The sequence below is a fragment of the Mesorhizobium sp. DCY119 genome (assembly GCF_003590645.1).
Lineage (GTDB): Bacteria > Pseudomonadota > Alphaproteobacteria > Rhizobiales > Rhizobiaceae > Mesorhizobium_M.
The window spans coordinates 742,357-764,385 of the sequence record NZ_CP031834.1 but is presented as its reverse complement, the minus strand read 5'-3'; the positions used below and the strand labels follow the sequence as shown (position 1 = coordinate 764,385).

Annotated in this window: 23 protein-coding genes; 3 read left to right on the top strand and 20 right to left on the bottom strand. The window is 62.6% G+C overall.

Features of this window, described 5'->3' with window-relative positions; translation table 11 throughout:
* Nucleotides 1-7: 7 nt before the first annotated feature.
* The 12 genes from DZG07_RS03630 to rimM form a co-directional block, all read right to left on the bottom strand.
* Nucleotides 8-1,204, bottom strand: coding sequence for a GGDEF domain-containing protein (locus DZG07_RS03630; RefSeq protein ID WP_119814352.1), 1,197 nt, complete (start codon nt 1,202-1,204; stop codon nt 8-10).
* Between the two features lie 109 nt (nt 1,205-1,313).
* A complete protein-coding gene (locus tag DZG07_RS03625) occupies nt 1,314-2,513 on the bottom strand; it encodes a GGDEF domain-containing protein (protein WP_119814349.1) in 1,200 nt (399 codons plus the stop codon).
* 138 nt (nt 2,514-2,651) lie between these two features.
* Entirely contained in the window at nt 2,652-4,064 is a 1,413-nt protein-coding gene (gene leuC / locus DZG07_RS03620; protein WP_119814346.1) for a 3-isopropylmalate dehydratase large subunit, read from the bottom strand.
* Between the two features lie 310 nt (nt 4,065-4,374).
* Complete coding sequence (locus DZG07_RS03610; RefSeq protein WP_119814343.1) at nt 4,375-4,917, bottom strand: MgtC/SapB family protein; 543 nt, start codon at nt 4,915-4,917, stop codon at nt 4,375-4,377.
* A gap of 67 nt (nt 4,918-4,984) precedes the next feature.
* Nucleotides 4,985-5,620, bottom strand: coding sequence for a methyltransferase domain-containing protein (locus tag DZG07_RS03605; protein ID WP_119814341.1), 636 nt, complete (start codon nt 5,618-5,620; stop codon nt 4,985-4,987).
* Complete coding sequence (locus tag DZG07_RS03600; protein ID WP_119814338.1) at nt 5,617-6,426, bottom strand: amino acid ABC transporter permease; 810 nt, start codon at nt 6,424-6,426, stop codon at nt 5,617-5,619. Before DZG07_RS03600 ends, DZG07_RS03605 begins: the two co-directional genes overlap by 4 nt.
* 193 nt (nt 6,427-6,619) lie before the next feature.
* Nucleotides 6,620-7,417: a transporter substrate-binding domain-containing protein gene (locus DZG07_RS03595; RefSeq protein ID WP_119814335.1), complete on the bottom strand. Its 798-nt coding sequence runs from the start codon at nt 7,415-7,417 to the stop codon at nt 6,620-6,622.
* 186 nt (nt 7,418-7,603) lie between these two features.
* Nucleotides 7,604-8,098, bottom strand: a complete 495-nt coding sequence (locus DZG07_RS03590) for a MarR family transcriptional regulator (protein ID WP_119814332.1) — start codon at nt 8,096-8,098, stop codon at nt 7,604-7,606.
* Complete coding sequence (locus DZG07_RS03585; protein ID WP_119821365.1) at nt 8,095-8,511, bottom strand: organic hydroperoxide resistance protein; 417 nt, start codon at nt 8,509-8,511, stop codon at nt 8,095-8,097. Before DZG07_RS03585 ends, DZG07_RS03590 begins: the two co-directional genes overlap by 4 nt.
* A 149-nt stretch (nt 8,512-8,660) precedes the next feature.
* A complete protein-coding gene (rplS, locus tag DZG07_RS03580; protein ID WP_091908728.1) occupies nt 8,661-9,215 on the bottom strand; it encodes a 50S ribosomal protein L19 in 555 nt (184 codons plus the stop codon).
* 192 nt (nt 9,216-9,407) lie between these two features.
* A complete protein-coding gene (gene trmD / locus DZG07_RS03575) occupies nt 9,408-10,136 on the bottom strand; it encodes a tRNA (guanosine(37)-N1)-methyltransferase TrmD (protein ID WP_119814329.1) in 729 nt (242 codons plus the stop codon).
* Nucleotides 10,133-10,747: a ribosome maturation factor RimM gene (gene rimM / locus DZG07_RS03570; protein ID WP_119814326.1), complete on the bottom strand. Its 615-nt coding sequence runs from the start codon at nt 10,745-10,747 to the stop codon at nt 10,133-10,135. The genes trmD and rimM overlap by 4 nt, the downstream gene beginning before the upstream one ends.
* 119 nt (nt 10,748-10,866) lie before the next feature.
* Between rimM and DZG07_RS03565 the strand changes: the two genes are divergently transcribed.
* Both DZG07_RS03565 and DZG07_RS03560 read left to right on the top strand, forming a co-directional pair.
* Complete coding sequence (locus DZG07_RS03565) at nt 10,867-11,808, top strand: tyrosine recombinase XerC (protein ID WP_119814323.1); 942 nt, start codon at nt 10,867-10,869, stop codon at nt 11,806-11,808.
* 67 nt (nt 11,809-11,875) lie between these two features.
* The gene (locus DZG07_RS03560; RefSeq protein WP_119821363.1) at nt 11,876-12,946 is read left to right on the top strand and encodes a TraB/GumN family protein; all 1,071 of its coding nucleotides are present in this window, start codon (nt 11,876-11,878) and stop codon (nt 12,944-12,946) included.
* Here the strand turns inward: DZG07_RS03560 and DZG07_RS03555 are convergent.
* Complete coding sequence (locus DZG07_RS03555) at nt 12,943-13,416, bottom strand: DUF2867 domain-containing protein (protein WP_119814320.1); 474 nt, start codon at nt 13,414-13,416, stop codon at nt 12,943-12,945. The genes DZG07_RS03560 and DZG07_RS03555 overlap by 4 nt on opposite strands.
* 170 nt (nt 13,417-13,586) lie before the next feature.
* Here DZG07_RS03555 and DZG07_RS24090 point away from each other — a divergent pair, with 170 nt between their 5' ends.
* Complete coding sequence (locus DZG07_RS24090) at nt 13,587-14,036, top strand: hypothetical protein (protein ID WP_197716835.1); 450 nt, start codon at nt 13,587-13,589, stop codon at nt 14,034-14,036.
* Between the two features lie 69 nt (nt 14,037-14,105).
* Here the strand turns inward: DZG07_RS24090 and DZG07_RS03545 are convergent, their stop codons facing one another.
* The 7 genes from DZG07_RS03545 to DZG07_RS03515 form a co-directional block, all read right to left on the bottom strand.
* Nucleotides 14,106-14,372: a hypothetical protein gene (locus DZG07_RS03545; RefSeq protein ID WP_119814317.1), complete on the bottom strand. Its 267-nt coding sequence runs from the start codon at nt 14,370-14,372 to the stop codon at nt 14,106-14,108.
* A gap of 11 nt (nt 14,373-14,383) precedes the next feature.
* Nucleotides 14,384-15,787 (bottom strand): dihydrolipoyl dehydrogenase, encoded by a 1,404-nt coding sequence (gene lpdA, locus DZG07_RS03540; protein ID WP_119814314.1) that lies wholly within the window; start codon nt 15,785-15,787, stop codon nt 14,384-14,386.
* Between the two features lie 26 nt (nt 15,788-15,813).
* On the bottom strand, nt 15,814-16,569 hold the full coding sequence (locus DZG07_RS03535; RefSeq protein WP_119814311.1) for an SDR family oxidoreductase: 756 nt from the start codon (nt 16,567-16,569) through the stop codon (nt 15,814-15,816).
* Nucleotides 16,566-17,039 (bottom strand): hypothetical protein, encoded by a 474-nt coding sequence (locus DZG07_RS03530; RefSeq protein WP_119821361.1) that lies wholly within the window; start codon nt 17,037-17,039, stop codon nt 16,566-16,568. Before DZG07_RS03530 ends, DZG07_RS03535 begins: the two co-directional genes overlap by 4 nt.
* A gap of 47 nt (nt 17,040-17,086) precedes the next feature.
* Complete coding sequence (locus DZG07_RS03525; protein ID WP_119814308.1) at nt 17,087-17,515, bottom strand: VOC family protein; 429 nt, start codon at nt 17,513-17,515, stop codon at nt 17,087-17,089.
* Between the two features lie 94 nt (nt 17,516-17,609).
* On the bottom strand, nt 17,610-18,899 hold the full coding sequence (gene odhB / locus DZG07_RS03520; RefSeq protein ID WP_119814305.1) for a 2-oxoglutarate dehydrogenase complex dihydrolipoyllysine-residue succinyltransferase: 1,290 nt from the start codon (nt 18,897-18,899) through the stop codon (nt 17,610-17,612).
* 31 nt (nt 18,900-18,930) lie between these two features.
* Nucleotides 18,931-21,921, bottom strand: coding sequence for a 2-oxoglutarate dehydrogenase E1 component (locus DZG07_RS03515; RefSeq protein WP_119814302.1), 2,991 nt, complete (start codon nt 21,919-21,921; stop codon nt 18,931-18,933).
* Between the last annotated feature and the right edge of the window lie 108 nt (nt 21,922-22,029).

Sequence of the window (22,029 nt, the reverse complement as noted above, 5' to 3'; positions counted from 1 at the left end):
CTCGGACTTAGCGCCTGTGGGTCGACGGGCTGCGCCTGCCGTTTTCCGATGCCAGTGAAATCCTGACGCAGTCGCGGCCGCCCTTCTTGGCTTCGTAGAGCGCCTTGTCGGCGCGCAGCAGCAATTCCGACACATCCTCTCCGGCTGCGAGTTCCGCAACGCCGAAGCTTGCCGTGAACCGCAGGTTTTCGGGCAATCCCGCCACCGGCAAGCCGGAAAAAGCGCTGCGGGCGCCTTCGGCGAAAAGCCGCGCCGACACCAGATTGGCGCCGGGCATGATGATGGCGAATTCCTCGCCACCGATCCGGCCGGCGATATGATGGTTGGAGGATGCGTCACGCAGGAAACCCGCAAAGGCCTTGATCACCCGATCACCGGAGGCATGGCCGTAACTGTCGTTGATCGACTTGAAATGATCGAGATCGCTGATGACCAGGGCCAAGGGCGTATTGCCGCGATTCGCCTCCCGCAGGGCCGCACGGGCATGGCGCTCGAAACCGCCGCGATTGAGCAGCCCCGAGAGTGAGTCGGTTTCCGACGCCACGGTGACACCGGCAAGGATGTCGCGGGCCAGTATGACCAGGAAGAGCAGCGCGATCGCCAGCGCAAACACCGTCCCCATCGATTGCGAGACCATTGCATAGTTGGTCTGCAGATACTGCTGCGCAGTAAGGCCCGTACCGCCGAGTGCCTGCGACAGGAATGGCTTGGTCAGGAACTGCAGCGAACTTGCCGCAAGAAGGCCCATCAGGATGAGTTCGAGCTTGCCGCGCCTGCGCGCCGCAAACACGATCCATGCGCCGATCGCCTGCATCATGAAATAAGGCGCCTGATAATACATCATGCGGGTGAATGACTGCCGCGGCATGTCCTGTATGAGATAGCACGACACGACCGACGCCACGAAAAGCGAGCCCATCAGCCACCAGGGCACCGGCACCTCGTATTTGCGGGCCATGCCGACATTGAACAGCACCATCGCGCCCAGGAATGTGGCGAAGGAGACGGTTGCGACCAGCGGATTCACGCCGAAAACCGAAATCGCGAACTCGATCAGGAGATAGACGAACGCCAGACCATAGGTGAAGCCCAGCCACCGCGCCGCCACCTGCTTGCGGTCATAGACGGCAACCATGGCAAACGACCCGCCGAGCAGGCCGGCAACAGCCAGGTTTATTGCCAGGACAACGCCTGCTCCAGTCATTCCGTTGCGCCCCCTTTTGTATGAGCACACAACCACACTTAGCCGAAAAACCCGTTAACGTGGGAGCAGGGGTGGATCACATTCCCGGCAATTATACGTTGGTCGATGTTCAGATATGCCCGCCGTAATACCCTGCGGCAAAGCAGTCGGCATCGGCTGGAAGCTGATCGGCCAGCTTCACGCTGTCACGGCCATTGTTCTTGGCACGGTACAACGCCTGGTCCGCACGATGCATGAGGGATTCGAAATCCTCGTTTGCCGCGCGGCTGGCAACACCGAAGCTTGCGGTGATCCTCTCGGCATCTGCGGGCAAGCCCTTGATGCGATGCTGCATGAACGAGGCGCGCAGCCCTTCCGCAAAAAGTCGCGCCGTCATCAGGTCGCTGGCCGGAAGCACGATGGCAAACTCCTCGCCGCCGATGCGCCCGACAATCGCATCCTTGCCGCAGGAAGTGCGCAGATGTGCGGCGAAGGCGGCGATGACGGCATCACCAACGGCGTGCCCATAGGTGTCGTTCACCGACTTGAAATGATCGAGATCGGCGAGCACGATTGCCAGGGGTACGGACGCTCCCGACGGACGTTTTGCGCAAGCTGCCGACCGCTCTTCGAAGCCGCGCCGGTTGAGCAGGCCCGAAAGCGGATCGGTATGGGATTCGGCCTGCAACTCCTTCATGACGTCGAGCGCGATAGCCGTCGTCAGCGAAAGCGCGAGCATCACAGAAATGAGAACCATGGAGAAATTCGTCAGCAGCCAGTAGAGCGACGCATGGTAGGCGTCGTAGCTCTCGCCGCGAATCCCGATCGCCGTCAGCGGACGAATGAAGAAGTCTATCGCGGCCAGTGTGCACACCGCGATCAGGACGCGGTCGACTATGCTCTTATTGGGCACCGGTTTCAGGGCAGCGACGACCACCATGCATATGCCGGAACAGGCGAGGTTGATGGCGAAGATGCGACCGACAAGGCTCGGCTGGACGAAAAGAAACCAGCTCAGCGCAGCAATGCCGGCAAAACCAAGCAACGACAGAAGTTTGGCTGGCGAGGGCCTGTCATGGCGGGCAACGGCGGCCGTGGACAGGGAGACGGCGGCGACAAGCAGAAGTGCGTTCGAGAGAAACTTCGTCGGCGCGACACCGATCGGCAGGTCAAAGCTCTGCAGCAGGAAACCGACCGCGTAAGCGACGTAGGAGAGGCAAAGCACCATCACATGGCCATGCCTTCGGTACGTCCAAAGCAGAAAGAACGCCGATGCAAAGACCAGCGACAAGGCTGGCGTAAGCAGCGCTATGAAAAGGTTAGCCCCCAAGTGCCCGTGTCTCTGATCCGCTTCCGTTGCGGCAAACACTAGGGCGAACCCACAAACAACCGGTTAAGTCGGTTGTGACAACTCTCGGCATTTCACCGGACAGTTGCCTGCCCGGTGAAATGATGGTTTAGCTGCCGGCTAGTGCCAGTCGCGGATGTCGACGAAGTGCCCGGCGATCGCGGCAGCAGCAGCCATGGCCGGCGAGACCAGATGCGTGCGGCCCTTGAAGCCCTGGCGACCTTCGAAATTGCGGTTCGAGGTCGATGCGCAGCGCTCATGCGGCTTCAGGCGGTCGTCATTCATGGCAAGGCACATCGAGCAGCCCGGCTCACGCCAGTCGAAACCGGCGGCGATGAAGATCTTGTCGAGGCCTTCGGCCTCGGCCATTTCCTTCACCAGTCCCGAGCCCGGAACGATCATGGCGTTGACGGTCGAGGCGACCGTCTTGCCTTCTACGACCTTGGCGACGGCGCGCAGATCCTCGATACGGCCATTGGTGCAGGAGCCGATGAAGACGCGGTCGATGCCGATGTCGGTGATCTTGGTACCCGCGGTCAGGCCCATATATTCGAGCGCGCGCTTCTTGGAGTTGCGCTTGTTCTCGTCCTCGATCACGTCCGCATCCGGCACGACGCCGGTGACGGCGACGACGTCCTCGGGCGACGAGCCCCAGGTGACGATCGGCGGCAGCTTGGCAGCGTCGAGCACCACGACCTTGTCGAAATGCGCGCCTTCGTCGGTCTTCAGCGTCTTCCAGTATTCGAGCGCCATGTCCAACGCCTCGCCTTTCGGCGCGCGCGGCTTGCCCTTGACGTAGGCATAGGTGATCTCGTCGGGCGCGATGATGCCGGCGCGGGCACCGCCCTCGATCGACATGTTGCAGATCGTCATGCGGCCTTCCATCGACAGCGTGCGGATCGCCTCGCCGGCATATTCGATGACATAGCCGGTGCCGCCGGCAGTGCCGATCTCGCCGATGATGGCAAGCACGATGTCCTTGGCGGTGACGCCTTCAGGCAGCTTGCCGTCGACCTGCACAAGCATGTTCTTGGCCTTGCGCTGGATCAGCGTCTGGGTTGCCAGCACATGCTCGACCTCGGACGTGCCGATGCCATGCGCCAGCGCGCCGAAGGCGCCATGCGTCGAAGTGTGGCTGTCGCCGCACACGATGGTCATGCCGGGCAGGGTAAAGCCCTGCTCCGGGCCGATGATGTGGACGATGCCCTGGCGAACGTCGTTCTCCGAATAATATTCGACGCCAAAATCCTTGGCGTTCTGGGCGAGCGCCGCGATCTGGACGCGGCTTTCCTCGTTGCGGTTGATGCCGAGCTTGCGATCCGGCGAAGTCGGCACATTGTGGTCGACGACGGCCAGCGTCCGTTCGGGATGACGCACCTTGCGGCCGGTCATGCGAAGGCCTTCGAAGGCCTGCGGGCTGGTCACTTCGTGGACGAGATGGCGATCGATATAGAGCAGGCAGGTGCCGTCATCCTGGCGGTCGACGACGTGGTCGTCAAAAATCTTGTCGTAGAGGGTACGCGGAGCGCTCATTGTCTATGTCCTTGGATAGAGCGGTAATTCTGGAATGAACCGGCAAAGCGAGCCGGCGGTCGCGTCCGCTCACGATAGGCGGCTGGTGCGCGCGCCTGAAACCCGGGCAAAGAATCGGCTCGGCAGGCGCTTGTGGTCCTGCAGCACGAAACCCTTGTAGGCCGGATCTCCAAACAATTCTTCCATAGCCGCGCTCTTACCAATGTTTTGGCATTTCGGCAATCACTGGCTTCGGGTTGCCGGTTGCGCCACCGGCGGGAACGCATTCGCCTTCACGACCAGCAGTCGGCCGATGCCGCAATCAGCGGGTTCACGCCTTCCGCCGAGCCGGCGACTTGCTGCCCTTGGGACCGGCTGGCGGCTTGTCCTGATTGTCCATTTTCAGGTTCATGCGATCGTGGACCGTCTGCAGCAGGCCGAGCACGATCAGCACAAGCAACGTGCCGAAGCCGGCAATCTGCCAGAAGCCCAATCCGCAGGCCAGGCCGATGGCGCCAGCGAGCCACATGCCGGCGCCGGTGGTCAGGCCATGCACCTCGCCGCGCGAGAACAGGATCGAGCCGGCTGCGAGGAACGCCACGCCCGCCGTCACCGCCTCGACCACGCGGATAGGATCGACCTTGACCGCGTCGATGGCAAACATCGGCGCATGGATGATCTCGATCGTCAGGATGCCGAACATGGCCGCCGCCACGCAGACGAGGATGTGCGTTCTCAAGCCGGCCGGGCTGTTGCGCCATTCGCGTTCGAAGCCGATGACGGCGCCGAAGGCCGTCGCCAGCAGCAGCCGTGCCGCCACCACGGGAAAGGACGTGTATGTCGGATGGCCGAATTCTTCGATGAGCTGTTCCACGCAATCACCTCGCTGACGTTGGCCGCTAACGTGTCTCCGTCATTCAGGTTCCAGCGCAGCTTGCCAGCTAAAGAATTTTGAAGACGAACGCCTTCACCAGCACATCGGCCTCATCGACGGCGAAGGCACGGAACGGCGGGCTTTCCTCGAGGAGACGCCAGCGCCCCGCCTGTTCCAGTTCGGCAAACTTTTCGCGAAACCCGCCGCTCTCCAGAACGACATCGCGGACGGTGAAGACGGCATGTCCGCCGGCACGCGTGATCCGCACCAACTCGTCAAGACTGGAGGCGGGCGCATGCCCTTCGGTGAACACCCCTGTCGAGAAAAACGCCGCGAAATGCTCATCGCCCCACGGCAGCGGACCGCCAAGAGCCGCCTGCGTCAGCGCACCATATGCATTGCGCCTGCGAGCGATTGCCAGCATGTCGGCGGAAAAATCCAGACCTTCGATGCCGTCATAACCGAGCGCCCGGAGATAGGGCCCGGAAAGCCCTGTGCCGCAGCCGGCATCAAGCAGCGGCCCAGCTTCGCGCGGCACATATCGCGCCACCCAGGCGGCGATCATGAAAGGCAGGCAATAGCCGGAGGCTGCCGTCTCGCGATCGTAATCGCCCGACCACGAGGCATAGGCCTGCGTGAGCTCCGTATCGGTCCTGGCGGAATAGACCTGTTCCAGCCCTTCGCTGTGCCGCTTTTCGTTCATCGAAATTCCTGTCCTTTGCGCAATCGCCGCTCCAGCGCTCTCAAGGCCAGCGACAGGCTGACCGTCAGCAGCAGATAGACATAGGCGACGATCGAATAGGTCTCGAAGAAACGGAACGACCCCGACGCATAGACCTTGCCCATCTGCGTGATGTCGGCGACGCCCAGCACCGAGACCAGCGAGGAATCCTTGACCATGGCGATGAAGTCGTTGCCGTAAGGCGGCAGGATGGTCTTGAACGCCTGCGGCCAGACGATGTGGCGAAAGCGCCGGTAGCGGGAAAGGCCGAGCGCCTTGGCCGCCTCGATCTGGCCCGGATCGACCGCCTGAATGCCCGCCCGGAAAATCTCGGCGATGAAGGAAGAATAGGCAACCGTCAGCGCAATGATCGCCCGCCACAGCAGCGAAAAATCACGCACCTGCATCGGCCCGACAATGCCCGCCGCCTGCAACGGCGCCGTCGCCCAGTTCCACAGCCACACCATGGCCGGCGCACCGACGAAGGCGACCCAGAACAGCAGCACCAGGATCGGCACGCTGCGGATGATCTCGACATAGAAGCGCGCGACCTGGCGCAGCCACACCGAGCCTGAAAGACCCATCAGCGCGACACCGAGCCCCAGCGCTGAGGCAAGCGTGTAGGCGACGATGGTGACGAAGACCGTGATGCCGACGCCCTTGACGACAACGGAAAACACTTGGGCGTAGAGATCGTTGGCGGCGATGGAAACGGCAGCGGCAATGGCGATGGCCGCTGCGGCGACCAGCCAATAGGGGAAGTCGGGTTTTGTGGCGGGCGGCGGCATCAGGAGAAGGTTGCGGTGGTGAGGGACAGGGAGAGAGACTTGCCAAACCAGTGCTGCCCCTCACCCTTACCCTCTCCCCGTAAACGGGGAGAGGGGGGCTTCAACGTTGCGGCCAACCTCCTTCTCCCCGTTCTTACGGGGAGAAGGTCCCGGCAGGAGGATGAGGGGCGGTATAAGCGTTTCAACCGAACGCTCACTGCCCCATCTTGTAGTCAAGAAACCACTTCTTGTTCAGCGTATCGAGCGTGCCGTCGGCCTTCAGTGCCGCGATCGCCGCGTTGATCGGCGCGACGAGGTCCGAGCCTTTCTTGAAGATGAAGCCAAAATCCTCGCTGCCGAGCGGGCCGCCGATGATCTTCAGCTTGCCATCCGAAGCATCGACATAGCCTTGCGCCGCAACACCGTCGGTGAGCACCAGGTCGACATCGCCCGTCTTCAAAGCCTGCACGGTCGCGCCAAAGGTCTCGAACAGCTTTATGCGCGGGTTCTGCTCATTGCCGTCAAGCACGTCATAGACGGAAACGAAGAAAGGCGTAGTACCCGGCTGCGCAGCGATCAGACCATCCTTGAGTGCTGCAAAACTCTTGGCGTCAGTGAAGCGGCTTTCGTCGGAGCGCACCAGCATGCGCATCTCCGAATGCATGTAGGGCGCGGAGAAATCGACCTTCTCCTTGCGGTCTTCCTTGATGGTGATGCCGGTCATGCCTATGTTATATTGCCCGTCCGACACCGCCTGTATCATCGCATCCCAGGAGGTGTTCTGGTACTCCACCTTGAAGTTCAGGCGCTTGGCCATCTCGTTCATGGCGTCATATTCCCAGCCGATCTGCTGGCCGGACTTGGGATCGACGAATTGCAGCGGCGGGTAGGCGTTCTCCGTCACCACCGTCACCGTCTTGCCGCCGAGGTCGGGCAGCGACTGCGCAAACGCGGCTACGGGAAGAAGAAGCACAGCCAGGAGGCCGGCGAGCGAAAGCTGGAAGCGGTTCATGGTCTGGCTCCTGTCACGATGCCATGCGGTCGAAGGTAATTTCGCCGCAGACTGTACTCGACCAGCGATCCCTTGCAAGCGCGGGACCGTCGCTTCACCCAATGCAACGGCACAAGATTTCCGTGGCGCGCTGTCCTCGCAGCGATTTCATTTCGCGGGAGGCGCAAACCGGGCGAGGCTGGCTGCTCAGCTTTCCGTTTCGCCGGCACCGCGCATGCCGCGATTCAACCGGCCCAGCGTTTCGTGCAAAGCAGTGAGTTCGGCAGCCGGCAGCGGCAGCCGGCACAGCAATTCCTTCTGCACGTCCCGGGCGTTTTCCTTCAACGCCGCCCCGCGCTCGGTCGGCTCCACCAGCACGCGGCGTTCGTCGGCCGTATCGCGCCGGCGCGTGACATAGCCCGCCGCTTCCAGCCGCTTGAGAAGCGGCGTCAGCGTCGCCGAATCGAGGCCGAGTGCGGCACCGATTTCGCTCACCGTCAGCGGTGAGCGTTCCCACAGCACCAGCATGACGAGATATTGCGGATAGGTCAGGCCGAGCGGCTCGAGCAGCGGACGATAGAGCCGCGTGAACAGGCTGCTTGCCGAATAGAGCGCAAAGCAAAGCTGGCGCTCCAGCTTCAGCGCGGTATCGGCGCGGGACGTATCCCGCGCCTTGGTTTCCCTGATGTCTTCCTGCGTCATCCAGCCTTCACCGACAGCGCCACGTCGACATTGCCGGCGATGGCATTGGAATAAGGGCAGACCTTGTGCGCGGCGGCGACCAGCGCCTCTGCGGCTCCCGTCTCAAGCCCCTTCGTTTCGGCCTCGAGCGCCACGCCCAGCCGGAACCCTTCGCCATTCGGCAGCAGCGAAACGGTGGCCGTTACCGCTGCATCTTCCAACGGCAGCTTCTGCTTGCGCGCGATGAAGCGCAACGCGCTTTCGAAGCAGGCGGCATAGCCGGCTGCGAAAAGCTGCTCGGGATTGGTGGCGCCGCCGGCCCCGCCAAGCGACTTCGGCATGGCAAGCGCGACATCGAGAAGCCCGTCATCGGTCGTTGCGCGGCCTTCCCGGCCGCCGGTGACATGAGCCTTGGTGGTATAGAGTGCAGTCATGATCATCTCCTTAAAATCTTTCACGATTAAATCGTGTACGATTTAATATGTCAAGACGCAGCGCTCCATTCGGTTCAACATCGCAATTCAATATCCGAAAAACAAAAAGGCGGCCGAAGCCGCCTTTTCGAAACCATATGATGCAGAGATTATTCTGCAGCCGGCTCAGCAGCAGCGGCGGCCTCAGCGGCTGCTGCTGCCTCGGCAGCGGCCTTCTTCTCGGCGGCTTCCTGCGCTGCCTTCTCGGCGGCCAGAGCCTCGGCGGCGGCGATCTTCTCGGCTTCGATGCGGGCCTTCTCGGCGTTCAGCGCATCGCGCTCGGCGTCGTTCAGCTTGCGGGCGCGCACGCCGGTGTTTTCCGTAATACGGGCCGACTTGCCGCGACGATCGCGCAGGTAATAGAGCTTGGCGCGGCGGACCTTACCGCGACGAACGATCTCGACGCCCTCGACCATCGGCGAGTAGACCGGGAAAACGCGCTCGACGCCTTCGCCATAGGAGATCTTGCGAACGGTGAAATTTTCCTGGAAGCCCGAGCCCGAGCGCCCGATGACGACGCCTTCGTAAGCCTGGACGCGAGTGCGCGTACCTTCGGTGACGCGGACCAGCACGCGGACGGTGTCGCCCGACTGGAATTCGGGAAGCTTGCGCTTCGCTTCGATTTTGGCGGCCTGTTCAGCCTCGATCTGACGGATGATGTCCATCGCAATGACCTCTTTCTTGGTTCTCAACAGTCAGAGCGCCCTGCACTTGCCACCCAGTTCAAAGACCGCTTGGCTATGCCTTATCTTCTCTGCGAGAAGCCGAGGCAGGGGCGATTTCACCGTCTTTCGTTGACGGGTCCGGGAGATTTTTCCCGGTTGCGAGCGGGCACATACACGCTTCCCGGGCGATTGTCACGCCTTTGTCGCAGCTTTTTTGCCGGTTTTGGGCCGCTCATAGGCCGAAAACAGGTCGGGCCGCCTTTCCTCGGTCAGTCTCTCGGCTTCAGCGCGCCGCCACGCGGCGATCTTGCCATGATTACCGGAGGTCAGCACCTCGGGAACAGGAATACCCTCGAACTCCTGCGGCCGCGTGTAATGCGGATGCTCCAGCAGCCCGTTTTCAAAACTTTCCTCGTCGCCCGACACTTCATTGCCCATCACGCCGGGCAGCAACCGCACAACGGCGTCCAGCAGCACAAGTGCCGCCGGTTCGCCACCGGACAGGATAAAATCGCCGATCGAAACCTCTTCCAGCGCCCGCGCCTCGATGACCCGCTGGTCGACGCCCTCGAAACGACCGCACAGGATCATCACGCCCGGCCCTGCCGCCAGCTCGCGCACCCGGGCCTGCGTCAGCGGTTTTCCGCGCGGGCTCATCAGCAGCTTTGGCCGCGGATCGGCGGCGGGTGCCGTGGCATCGATGGCCTTGGCCAGAATATCCGCCCGCATCACCATGCCCGCACCGCCGCCTGCCGGCGTGTCGTCCACCGTGCGGTGCTTGTCTGTCGCGAAATCGCGGATCTGCACCGCCTCCAGCGACCAGTCGCCTCGCTCCAGCGCACGCCCCGCCAGCGAGACGCCCAGCGCGCCCGGAAACATCTCCGGGTAAAGCGTCAGCACGCTGGCGCGAAAACCGCTCACCGGTTGCCCCCGGCATCCTTCGGCCCGCGCGGCCGGCTTTTTGCCCTGGAATTGTCGGCCTTCTCGGCAGCAAGCTCTTCCGAGCCATCGTCGCCGTCTTCGACCAGCCCGGCAGCCACCGTGTCGATGCGCACGAAGCCGCCATCGATGTCGATTTCCGGCACGGCTGCCTCGGTAAAGGGAACCAGCACGCCCTTTCGGCCCTGATAGGTGACCTCAAGAATGTCGCCGCCGCCGAAATTCTGCACGGCACTCACCTTGCCGACGGCGGCCCCGGTCTCATCCTTCACCGCGAGCCCGACCAGGTCGGCGTGATAGAACTCATCATCGTCGCCGTCGTCCGGCAGCGCCGAGCGGTCGACGAAAAGCTCCGTGCCCGTCAGTGCTTCCGCAGCATTGCGATCACCAACGCCCTTGAAGCGGACAACCACGACCGTGTTTGCCGGCCTGATATCGACGATCTCGAAAGCCCTGCCATCCTTGGTATAGAGCGGCCCGTAGTCGGCCAGCGCCAGCGGATCGCCGGTGAAGGTTTTCACGCGCAGCTCGCCCTTGATGCCGTGGGCGGCGCCGATCACGGCCATCTGGATGGGATTCTTGGGTTTGGGCATGGGTTTTCGATCCTTTGCCCGTCTCTATCGCCCATACCGTAGCTTTTCAATCTCGGCGGCCTTCACGCCTTGCTAACCCGCTTGCTTCAGCATCGGGCGACTCATCGAGAAGACAGTCCATGCAGCAGGAATTCCTCATCGCCGCCCGGCCCGACCTCCAGTCGGCGCGGGAGCAATGGCTGAAGGCGCTGGCTGGAGAACGCCGGCTGTCGGCTTTGACGGTCGATGCCTATGAGCGCGACACGCGCCAGTTCTTCCAGTTCCTCACCGGCCATTGTGGCGGCGCGCCCGGCATCTCCGATATAAAAGACCTTCGCCCCGCCGACCTGCGCGCCTTCCTGGCCTCGCGCCGCAGCGGTGGCGCCGGCGCACGCACGCTTGGGCGCGGCCTTGCCGGCATCCGTTCCCTCCTGCGGTTCATGGAACGAAAAGGCCTCGTCAATGCCGCGGGTGCTGCAGCCTTGCGCGCGCCGAAACAGCCGAAGTCGCTGCCCAAGCCGTTGACCGCAATCGACGCCAGGCGCGTCGTATCGGCAGACGGCCAGCTTGCAGAAGAGCCGTGGGTCGCAGCCCGCAATGCCGCCGTGCTGACGCTGCTCTATGGTTCGGGCCTGCGCATTTCCGAAGCGCTCGGCCTTACCGGGCTGGACCTTTCCAGCCCTTCGGACACGATCCTGCGCATCACCGGCAAGGGCGGCAAGACGCGGCTTGTTCCCGTCCTGCCGGTGGCGCTTCAGGCGGTGGCCGAATACCGCAAGCTCTGCCCCTATCATCTAGGGCCGGAGACGCCGCTGTTTCGCGGCACACGCGGCGGGCCGCTCAACCCGGCGATCATCCAGCGCGAAATGCAGAAGCTGCGCTCCGCCCTCAACCTGCCCGAAACGGCGACGCCGCATGCGCTGCGCCATTCCTTCGCCACCCATCTGCTCGGGCGTGGCGGCGACCTGCGCACCATCCAGGAACTGCTTGGCCACGCCAGCCTGTCGACGACCCAGGTCTACACCGGCGTCGACACCGCGCGGCTGCTTGAAATCTACGAAGCCGCGCATCCGCGCGCCTGAGCGCAAAGGCGATAATTTTCGCATCGCGATTAACCGTTTCGCCGTTTTTTGCGCCTACATCTCGGGCATGAAACGCATATCCGCCATTGCCGACCGCACCGCGCTCACTGCACTTGCCGCGTTTGCTGCGCTCAACGTGCTGTTTTTGATTTCCTTTGTCGTCGTGACGTTCTTGGCCATCGGCAAGGCCCATGCCGAGGCACCGGCCTGCAAGGGCACCGACATGCTGGTGGCCCTCCAGAAAAGCGACCCGGCACTGCTGGAAAAGATCAAGGCGGAAGCCGCCCAGACCGTCAACGGCCAGGGCCTTTTGTGGAAGCTGGAAAAGCCCGGCGAAAAGCCGTCCTTCCTGTTCGGCACCATGCACATGACCGACCCGCGCGTCACCTCGCTGACGCCGGCGGCGCAAAAGGCTTTCGATGCCGCCGACACGGTCGTCATCGAAACGACGGAGGTTATCGATCAGGCCAAGATGATGGCCGCGATCATGAAGGAACCCGACCTCACAATGTTCACCGACGGCACGACCTTGACCTCGCTGCTGTCACCCGAAGACGCCGCGACCGTCGACAAGGCGCTGGAAGCGCGGGGCATTCCGCCGGCAAGCGTCGCCAAGATGAAGCCGTGGATGCTGTCTGCAGTCGTTGCGCTGCCGGCTTGCGAACTTGCCCGCAAGGCTCAAGGCGCGCCGGTGCTCGACATCAAGCTCGCCAAGGACGCCGAGGCCTCCGGCAAGACGCTCGAAGGGCTGGAGACCATAGCCGACCAGCTTCGCGCCATGGCTTCGCTACCACTCGACTTCCACATGAAGGGTCTGGTCGAGACGCTGAAGCTCGGCGACCGTATGGACGATGTCACCGAAACCATGATCGTGCTCTACCAGAAGGGCGAGATCGGCATGTTCTGGCCGCTGTTCCGCGCCGTTCTGCCGAGTGGCGAAAGCGACGATGCCGGCTACGCCGATTTCGAGGAAACCATGGTCACCGCGCGCAACCGCGTGATGGTCGAACATGCCGAGCCCATTCTTGCACGCGGCAATGCCTTCATCGCCGTCGGCGCACTGCATTTGCCGGGTGATAATGGCCTGGTCGAACTCTTCCGCAAGGACGGTTTTACCGTCACTGCCGTGGACCGTTAACCTCTCCCAATTCGCGCCAGCATGGCCGGTACGATGATCCGGTGGAACGGCATGATTATCGCCAGGTAGGTCCGGCCAAACCGGTTGTGCGGAGCGACCAGCGTCGACGCGCTGACCTCCTGCCTGCCCTCGCCAAGGTCTTTCACATCGACCAGCAGCCTGAAATCGAGATGTCGATCGTCCAGCCCCATCACCACACGCGATGCGGTCTGGCTCAGGACCGGAAACATCCCGATCCGTCTCTGCTGTTGCGGAAGATCGCCAGCGCCGGTTTTCAACCCGAACGGTTTGACCAGCAGGTTGCGCAGCGCCATCAGCCGTCCGACCCAAGCCGGACTTTTGAGGAACACCCGCTGGGACGCCGTGATTGCATCAAGCGATTGTCCCTTGACCACAACGCTATAACGATCGGCGAAGCGCGTACCCGGCAGCAATTTGTCCGGGTTTGAAAAGCTTTGTACCGCAGGCATGTCAACGACCTCGGTTTCTACAAACCCGCTTGAAACTAGCATGTTTCAACGGCGCCGGCCGCGTGGCGTAACGCCGCCGTCTCATCGGCACGTGGCTGAATTTCTGCCGGATGAAACCAAATCGGTAATGGCGCGTTTTGGTGACAGTGCAACCGACGGAGACCACCACCATGGCCAATCCTCAGCGCATTCCGGATCCGCGCGAAACGGACCCGATGAACCCAATACCGCCGCTGGCTTCCAGCGCGGAAGCCGATCCGCGTCTTAATGCGGCCAACAGCAGCCGCCCGATCGAAAACACGGTCGTGCAATCGAGGTCTGGCGGCAGCGGCATCCTGATCGCCGCGATCGTTCTCGTGCTAGCCGTGATCGCCTATTTCATTTTTGTGCCGACCACGCCGAACTCGCCTGTGGAACAGGCAACGCCTCCGGCAGCGACTGAAACAGCACCGGCAACGCCGGCGCCTGCAACGCCTGCCCCGGATGCAACGGCTCCCGCCGCACCAGCTACGCCTGCAACGCCGGCGCCTGATGCGACCGCGCCTGCTGCCCCAGCTCCGGCTGAACCGGCTCCCGCCCCGGCAACCCCTGCTCCGGCCCCTGCCGCCCCCGCGCAGTAAGCTGATAGAGCATCCTGAAACGCAAACGGCCCGCTTTCCGCGGGCCGTTTCTTTTAGATGCTTGGAATACTACGGCGTTTCGTTATCGCGACTGAGCAGCGTCAAGACCTTGCTCGCAAATCCGAGTGAGAACAGTCCCCACAACAAGCTCGCGGCAATGTCGAACACCGTGACCAGATAGGCGAACCGGATCGTTTGATCGAATGTCAGGTTCAAGCCGGACGCGGCCTCTGATATCCACTGCATGCCGATCTGCGCGTAAAAACGCGAGATCACATCGACGACCAAAGCAACGACACCAAGTTTCAGGAAATTGGTGCGCAGCCACGCCCACATGCCGGCGGCCCTCAGATATGGATCGGCTTGAAGAAGGTCGCGAGTGCTGCCTCCTTCACGGCTTCCGACATGGTTGGGTGCGCGTGGCAGGTGCGGGCGAGGTCTTCCGACGAGCCGCCGAACTCCATCAGCACCGCCGCCTCGTGGATCATCTCGCCGGCGCCGAAGCCGACGATATGCGCGCCCAGCACGCGGTCTGTCGCCTTGTCGGCGAGGATTTTCACGAAACCGTCTGTCTTCAGCATGGCGCGCGCGCGGCCATTGGCCGTGAACGGGAACTTACCAACCTTGTAGTCGATGCCGGCCTTCTTCAGCTCTTCCTCGGTCTTGCCGACCGAAGCCACTTCCGGGCTCGTATAGACGACGCCGGGAATGACATCGTAATTCACATGACCGGCCTGCCCGGCGATGATCTCGGCAACCGCGACGCCTTCGTCCTCGGCCTTGTGCGCCAGCATCGGGCCGGCGATCACGTCGCCGATGGCATAGATGCCCGGCACATTGGTTTTCAGATGCCCGTCGGTCTTCACCCGGCCGCGCTCGTCGAGCTCGACGCCGGCCTCGGCAAGGCCGAGCCCTTCCGTATAGGGCTTGCGGCCCGTCGCGATCAGCACGACATCGGCCTCGATCGTCTCGGCGTCGCCGCCCTTGACCGGCTCGAAAGTGACGGTTGCACCCTTCTTCGATTTCACCACGCCGGTGACCTTCGAGCTCAGCTTGAACTCGAAACCCTGCTTGGCCAGCATGCGCTGGAACTGCTTTGCCACCTCGCCATCCATGCCGCCGAGGATGGTGTCGAGATATTCGACCACCGTCACCTTGGTACCAAGACGTGACCAGACCGAGCCAAGCTCCAGCCCGATGACGCCGCCGCCAACCACGATCATCGTGGCAGGCACCTTGGCGAAATCGAGCGCGCCGGTGGACGACACGATGACCTTCTCGTCGATATCGACCTTGACGCCGGGAATGCCGGCGACATCCGAGCCTGTGGCGATCACGATGTTCTTCGTCTCGACGTCCTGGACCTTGCCGTCATCGCCGGTCACCGAAACCTTGCCGGCGGCAACGATCTTGCCGGTTCCGCGCAGCACGTCGATCTTGTTCTTCTTCATCAGGAAATCGAGGCCCTTGACGTTCTGGTCGACCGTCTGGTCCTTGTGCGCAAGCATCTGCTTGAGGTTCAGCTTCGGCTTGCCGACCTCCACACCGAGCGCGTCGAAATGCGAAACCTCGGCAAACATCTCGGAAGCGTGCAGCAGCGCCTTGGAGGGAATGCAGCCGACATTGACGCAGGTGCCGCCATGGGTGGGCCGCTTCTCGACCACTGCGGTCTTCAGGCCAAGCTGCGCCGCCTTGATGGCGCACACATAGCCGCCGGGGCCGGTTCCAATCACCACCACATCATAAGCCATGATAAAATCCTTCAATCTCGGGCAACTTAGCGCCCACCACTAATGTTCACCAACGCGCCCGTCGCATAGGACGCTTCATCCGATAGAAGCCAGAGCACGGTATTTGCAATTTCTTCGGCCGTCCCGCCCCGTCCCATGGGAATCATGCCCTTCAGCCGTTCGACGCGATCCGGCTGGCCGCCGGACGCATGGATTTCGGTATCGACGATGCCCGGCCGCACGGCATTGACCCGTATGCCTTCCAGGGCCACTTCCTTGGAAAGGCCCACCGTGAAGGTGTCGATAGCGCCTTTCGACGCGGCATAGTCGACATATTCACCCGGCGAACCAACGGTGGCCGCGACGGACGATATGTTGACGATCGCGCCGCCCTTGCCGCCGTGGCGCGTCGACATGCGCTTCACCGCCTCGCGGGCGCACAGCATCGAGCCTATGACGTTGATGCGCATCATGCGCTCCAGCCGTGACAGCGACATTTCGTCGACGCGGGCTTTGACATCGACGATCCCGGCATTGTTGACCAGCGCATCCAGCGAGCCGAAGCGGGCGTCGACCGCAGCAAACATCGCCAGCACGTCCTTCTCGCTGCCGACATCGCCCTTCACCGCAAAGGCCTCGCCGCCCTTCGCCGTGATCTCGGCAACCAGCTTTTCGGCGGCATCGGCGTTGGACGCGTAATTGACCGCGACCCGGTATCCACGCTCGGCCGCCAGCCGGCAGATCGCGGCACCGATGCCCCGGCCGCCGCCGGTGACGAGGACGGATTTTGCCACGCCGGTCATTCCTGGCACCCCTGTATGGAAAAAACGTCCCAGGGCAGCTTGGAAAAACCCTTCTCGCCATAGGCGGAGGAATAACGCAGCGAATGAGCGAGATCGGGGAAAACGAGCTTCTCCGGTGCGCTCACCCCTTGAGCCGGCAGGAGATCGATCGTGCCCGTCGCATCAGCCGTGTAGATGACGCCCTGCCAGACGGTGCAGGTTTCCAGCTCCTCGCCGGTGACGTCGCCCTCGGGGCATTTGTACATCAGCATGCCGTTGGGCCGCGCCACACCCTCGCTCCACATGACGATGCCGTCCAGCACCACGTCATTGTCGAGCAGCATGCGAAACTGGTTGGTGACGGCAGCCGCCTCGCCGCGTGGCGTAAATTCGACCGACGCCACCTTCTCGCGATCGCCATAGACCGAAAGCTCGATCGGGCAGGCGGCGTATGCGGAACCGCAGGACAGGGCGGCAATTGCCCCCGCCAGCGCGGCACGCGCAAATCCATTCAGCGAAGGGCGCAGCCCGCCGCCCGTCACGATTGCTTCTCCAATGGCGCGTTGAAGGCCCAGACATGGCCGAAGGGATCGGTGATCCTGGCATAGCGCGAGCCCCAGAACGCATCTTCCGGCGCCATGGTTATCACAGCACCTGCAGCCGCCGCCTGTTCCACTGCGCTATCCACATCCGACGGCGTGGGCAAATTGATGTTGATGGACAGCCCCGCTCCGCCACGGCTCAGCGGCGACAGCACATCACCGCCGAATTCCGGGAATTCGTCATGCAGCATGACCTCGGAGCCGAACATCGACAGATTGGCGTGCAGCACCCGCACGCCGTCATCGGCCATCTGCTCGAAGGTTTCGACCGCGTCAAAGGCTTTCTCGTAGAACGCGATCGCTTCCCTGCCGCCCTTGACGCAGAGATGCACCTGGATCGGCGGAATGTTGGGTTCGAAGGCCATGGTCCTGCTCCTTTGGGGCAGCAAGCCTAGCGCATGACCCTTGGAACCGGAAGATTTCCCGGAAGGATCATGCGCCAATTCAAACGGCTGGACCTCAGAGGTCCAGCACCAGCCGTTCCGGATCCTCCAGGCTTTCCTTGACGCGTACCAGGAAGGTCACGGCTTCCTTGCCGTCGACGATGCGGTGATCGTAGGACAGCGCCAGATACATCATCGGGCGGATGACGATCTGCCCGCCGACGACCACCGGACGGTCCTGGATCTTGTGCATGCCGAGAATGCCCGACTGCGGCGCATTCAGGATCGGCGTCGACATCAGCGAGCCGTAGACTCCGCCATTGGAGATGGTGAAGGTGCCGCCCTGCATGTCGGCGACCGACAGCTTGCCGTCGCGGGCAGCCAGACCGAGCCGGCCGATTTCCTTCTCGATCTCGGCGATCGACATCTGGTCGGCATCGCGCACCACCGGCACGACGAGGCCTTTTTCGGTGCCTACGGCGACACCGATATGGGCGTAGTTCTTGTAGATGATGTCGGTGCCGTCGATCTCGGCGTTCACCGCCGGGATTTCCTTCAGCGCATGCGTCACCGCCTTGGTGAAGAAGCCCATGAAGCCGAGCTTCACGCCGTGTTTCTTCTCGAAGACGTCCTTGTACTTCGTGCGCAGGTCCATCACCGCCTTCATGTCGACCTCGTTGAAGGTCGTCAGCATGGCGGCGGTCGACTGCGCTTCCTTCAGGCGGCGCGCAATGGTCTGGCGCAGCTTGGTCATGCGCACGCGCTCCTCGCGTGCCTCCTCGCTGGCAGACGATGGCGCGCGCGCTGCCACCGGAGCGGCAGCCGGTGCCGAAGCGGCCGGCGCGGTGAAGCCCTTGGAGATGGCGTCGAGCACATCGCCCTTCAGCACCTGGCCGCGCTTGCCGGTTCCGGTCACCTGATCGACGGATGCATTGCTCTCGGCAAGCAGCTTGGCGGCGGCCGGAGCCGGCGGCATCTTGCGCTCTTCGATCTCGCCTTCGCCAGCGATCTTGGCGGTCTTTTCGGCAGCTTCCTTGGTGGTCGAAGCACTTGCAGCACCGGCTGCCTGCGCCACCGCGTCGGGCTTGGCAGCCTCGGCCTTCGCGGCGGGCTTGGCGGCCGCACCAGCACCTGCCGAAATCGTGCCGAGAATGGCGCCGACGCCAACGGTCTCGCCTTCGGGTGCTGCGATTTCGGTCAGCGTGCCGGCAGACGGCGACGGCACTTCGATCGTCACCTTGTCGGTTTCGAGCTCGACCAGCGGTTCGTCGGCAGCAATCGCGTCGCCGACCTTCTTGAACCATTTGCCGATGGTCGCCTCGCTGACGGATTCGCCGAGGGTCGGGACGCGGATTTCGGTAGCCATTTTTTGCCTATCCGTTTTTGGAACTGAGGGATTATTCGCCGAGCGCGTCGTCGAGGAACGCCTGGAGCTGCGCCAGATGCTTCGACATCAGGCCCGTTGCCGGCGATGCCGCCGCCGGGCGGCCCGTATAGCGCACGCGCTGATGCTTGGCGTCGATATGGGCGAGCACCCATTCCAGATACGGGTCGATGAACGACCACGCACCCATGTTCTTCGGCTCTTCCTGGCACCACACCATCTCCGCGCCACGGAAGCGCGACAGCTCGTTGATCAGCGCCTTGGCCGGGAACGGGTAGAGCTGTTCGACGCGCAGCAAATAGATGTCGTTGATGCCGCGCTTCTCGCGCTCCTCGTAGAGGTCGTAATAGACCTTGCCCGAGCACAGCACGACGCGGCGGATCTTCGAGTCCTTGGTGAGCTTGATGGCCTGGTCCGGCAGCATCTGCGCATCGTCCCACAGCAGGCGATGGAAGGCGCTTTCGCCGGAAATCTCTGAGATCGTCGACACCGCCCGCTTGTGACGCAGAAGCGACTTCGGCGTCATCAGGATCAGCGGCTTGCGGAAGTCGCGCTTGAGCTGGCGGCGCAGGATGTGGAAATAGTTAGCCGGCGTCGTGCAGTAGGCAACCTGCATGTTGTCTTCAGCGCAGAGCTGCAGGAAACGCTCCAGCCTTGCCGACGAATGCTCCGGCCCCTGCCCCTCATAGCCATGCGGCAGCAAGCAGACGAGACCCGACATGCGCAGCCACTTGCGCTCGCCCGACGAGATGAACTGGTCGAACACCACCTGCGCGCCGTTGGCGAAATCGCCGAACTGCGCTTCCCACAGCGTCAGCGCCTTGGGCTCGGCCAGCGAGTAGCCATATTCGAAACCAAGCACGGCCTCTTCCGAAAGCATCGAGTTGATGACTTCGAAATTCGCCTGGGCAGCCGAGAGGTTGTTGAGCGGGATGTAGCGGTTTTCGTCCTTCTGGTCGTAAAGCACCGAATGGCGCTGCGAAAACGTGCCGCGCTCCGAATCCTGGCCGGAAAGCCGGATCGGATTGCCGTCGAGCAGGATCGAGCCGAAGGCCAGAGCCTCGGCCGTCGACCAGTCGATGCCTTCACCCGAATCGATCATCTTGCGCCGCGTCTCGAGAAAGCGCTGGATGGTCTTGTGCGCCTCGAAGCCCTGCGGCACCTCGGTCAGCTTCTTGCCGATTTCCTTCAGCGTCTTGACCGGCATTGCCGTCTTGCCGCGCCGCTGCTCGTCCTCATTGTCGGCCGTGCGCAGGCCCGACCATGCGCCGTCCAGCCAGTCGGCCTTGTTGGGCTTGTAATGCTGTCCGACTTCCCACTCGGATTCGAGATGGGCGCGCCAGTCGGCCTTCATCTTGTCGAACTCTTCCTGGCTGATATGGCCTTCGGCAATCAGCTTGTCGCCATAGATCTGCACCGTCGTCTTGTGGGTGCGGATGTTGCGATACATGATCGGCTGCGTGAATGCCGGCTCGTCGCCCTCATTGTGGCCGAAGCGGCGATAGCAGAACATGTCCACCACCACCGGCTTGTGGAACTTCATGCGGAATTCGATCGCCACCTTGGCGGCATAGACAACCGCTTCCGGATCATCGCCGTTCACATGGAAGATCGGCGCCTCGATCATCTTGGCGACGTCAGACGGATAGGGCGACGAGCGCGAGAAGCGCGGGTTCGTCGTGAAGCCGATCTGGTTGTTGATGATGAAATGCAGCGTGCCGGCAACGCGGTGGCCGCGCAGGCCCGACAGGCCGAGGATTTCGGCGATAACGCCCTGGCCGGCAAAGGCAGCATCGCCGTGCAGCAGCAGCGGCAGCACCTTGGCGCGTTCTTCCAGCGGCACGATCTCGTCGCGCGGCGTGCGGCCGTAGAGCTGGTCCTGCTTGGCGCGGGCCTTGCCCATCACCACTGGGTCGACGATTTCCAGATGCGACGGGTTGGCCGTCAGCGACAGATGCACCTTGTTGCCGTCGAACTCGCGGTCCGATGATGCGCCAAGATGGTACTTCACGTCGCCCGAGCCTTCGACGTCGTCGGGTGCGTAGGAGCCACCCTTGAATTCGTGGAAGATGGCGCGGTGCGGCTTGGCCATCACCTGGGAAAGCACGTTGAGGCGGCCGCGGTGGGCCATGCCGAGCACGATGTCCTTCATGCCGAGCGCGCCGCCGCGCTTCATGATCTGCTCCAGCGCCGGGATCAGCGATTCACCGCCGTCGAGGCCGAAGCGCTTGGTGCCCTTGTACTTGACGTCGATGAACTGCTCGAAGCCTTCGGCCTCGATCAGCTTCTGCATGATCGCCTTCTTGCCTTCGGCGGTGAACGCGATGCCCTTGTCCGGTCCCTCGATACGGGCCTGGATCCACGCCTTCTCCTCCGGGTTGGAGATGTGCATGAATTCGACGCCGAGCGTCGAGCAATAGGTGCGCGTCAGGATGTCGAGCATCTCGCGGATGCTCGCATATTCGAGCCCGAGCACATGGTCGATGAAGATCTTGCGGTCGTAATCGGCCTCGGTGAAGCCGTAGGAGACCGGCGAAAGCTCGTTATAGTCCTCGATCGGATTGGCGATGCCGAGCGGATCGAGATTGGCGTGGAGATGGCCGCGCATGCGATAGGCGCGGATCATCATGATCGCGCGCACGGAATCGCGTGTCGCCTGCAGGACGTCGATGTCGGAGAGCGCCACGCCATTGGCGACGGCCTTGTCCTTCACCTTCTTCTCGATCTGCTTTTCGATCAGGCCCCAATTGCCGTCCAGCGCCGAGACGAGTTCGCCATTCGACTGCAGCGGCCAGCTCGGCGTCGACCAGGAAGCGCCCTTGGCGTTCTTCTTGATGTCGCCGGCGTCGTCCTTCAGCGAAGCAAAGAAATCCTGCCACTCCGGATCGACCGAGGACGGATCGTCCTCATAGGCGGCATAAAGCGCGTCGATATAGTCGGCATTGCCGCCATAGAGGAACGAGGTGAGGGAAAACTGGTCGTTGGCCTGATCTTGTCGTGCCATTTTCTCAATCCGGAGTTTTGGCTCCGTCTCCTTTTGCGAAAGGGAATGGTGAGTAGTCAGTAGAGAGTAGTGAAGAAGGAAGTCTCTGCCGTTCGCTACTCTTCACTA

Bases quoted from the DNA above. Each gene is read 5' to 3' on its own strand.
- DZG07_RS03630 (WP_119814352.1), bottom strand. From the start codon at position 1,204: ATGACTGGAGCAGGCGTTGTCCTGGCAATAAACCTGGCTGTTGCCGGC.
- leuC (WP_119814346.1), bottom strand. From the start codon at position 4,064: ATGAGCGCTCCGCGTACCCTCTACGACAAGATTTTTGACGACCACGTC.
- DZG07_RS03605 (WP_119814341.1), bottom strand. From the start codon at position 5,620: ATGAACGAAAAGCGGCACAGCGAAGGGCTGGAACAGGTCTATTCCGCC.
- DZG07_RS03600 (WP_119814338.1), bottom strand. From the start codon at position 6,426: ATGCCGCCGCCCGCCACAAAACCCGACTTCCCCTATTGGCTGGTCGCC.
- DZG07_RS03595 (WP_119814335.1), bottom strand. From the start codon at position 7,417: ATGAACCGCTTCCAGCTTTCGCTCGCCGGCCTCCTGGCTGTGCTTCTT.
- DZG07_RS03590 (WP_119814332.1), bottom strand. From the start codon at position 8,098: ATGACGCAGGAAGACATCAGGGAAACCAAGGCGCGGGATACGTCCCGC.
- DZG07_RS03585 (WP_119821365.1), bottom strand. From the start codon at position 8,511: ATGACTGCACTCTATACCACCAAGGCTCATGTCACCGGCGGCCGGGAA.
- rplS (WP_091908728.1), bottom strand. From the start codon at position 9,215: ATGGACATCATCCGTCAGATCGAGGCTGAACAGGCCGCCAAAATCGAA.
- rimM (WP_119814326.1), bottom strand. From the start codon at position 10,747: ATGCCCAAACCCAAGAATCCCATCCAGATGGCCGTGATCGGCGCCGCC.
- DZG07_RS03565 (WP_119814323.1), top strand. From the start codon at position 10,867: ATGCAGCAGGAATTCCTCATCGCCGCCCGGCCCGACCTCCAGTCGGCG.
- DZG07_RS03560 (WP_119821363.1), top strand. From the start codon at position 11,876: ATGAAACGCATATCCGCCATTGCCGACCGCACCGCGCTCACTGCACTT.
- DZG07_RS03555 (WP_119814320.1), bottom strand. From the start codon at position 13,416: ATGCCTGCGGTACAAAGCTTTTCAAACCCGGACAAATTGCTGCCGGGT.
- DZG07_RS24090 (WP_197716835.1), top strand. From the start codon at position 13,587: ATGGCCAATCCTCAGCGCATTCCGGATCCGCGCGAAACGGACCCGATG.
- DZG07_RS03545 (WP_119814317.1), bottom strand. From the start codon at position 14,372: ATGTGGGCGTGGCTGCGCACCAATTTCCTGAAACTTGGTGTCGTTGCT.
- lpdA (WP_119814314.1), bottom strand. From the start codon at position 15,787: ATGGCTTATGATGTGGTGGTGATTGGAACCGGCCCCGGCGGCTATGTG.
- DZG07_RS03535 (WP_119814311.1), bottom strand. From the start codon at position 16,569: ATGACCGGCGTGGCAAAATCCGTCCTCGTCACCGGCGGCGGCCGGGGC.
- DZG07_RS03525 (WP_119814308.1), bottom strand. From the start codon at position 17,515: ATGGCCTTCGAACCCAACATTCCGCCGATCCAGGTGCATCTCTGCGTC.
- odhB (WP_119814305.1), bottom strand. From the start codon at position 18,899: ATGGCTACCGAAATCCGCGTCCCGACCCTCGGCGAATCCGTCAGCGAG.
- DZG07_RS03515 (WP_119814302.1), bottom strand. From the start codon at position 21,921: ATGGCACGACAAGATCAGGCCAACGACCAGTTTTCCCTCACCTCGTTC.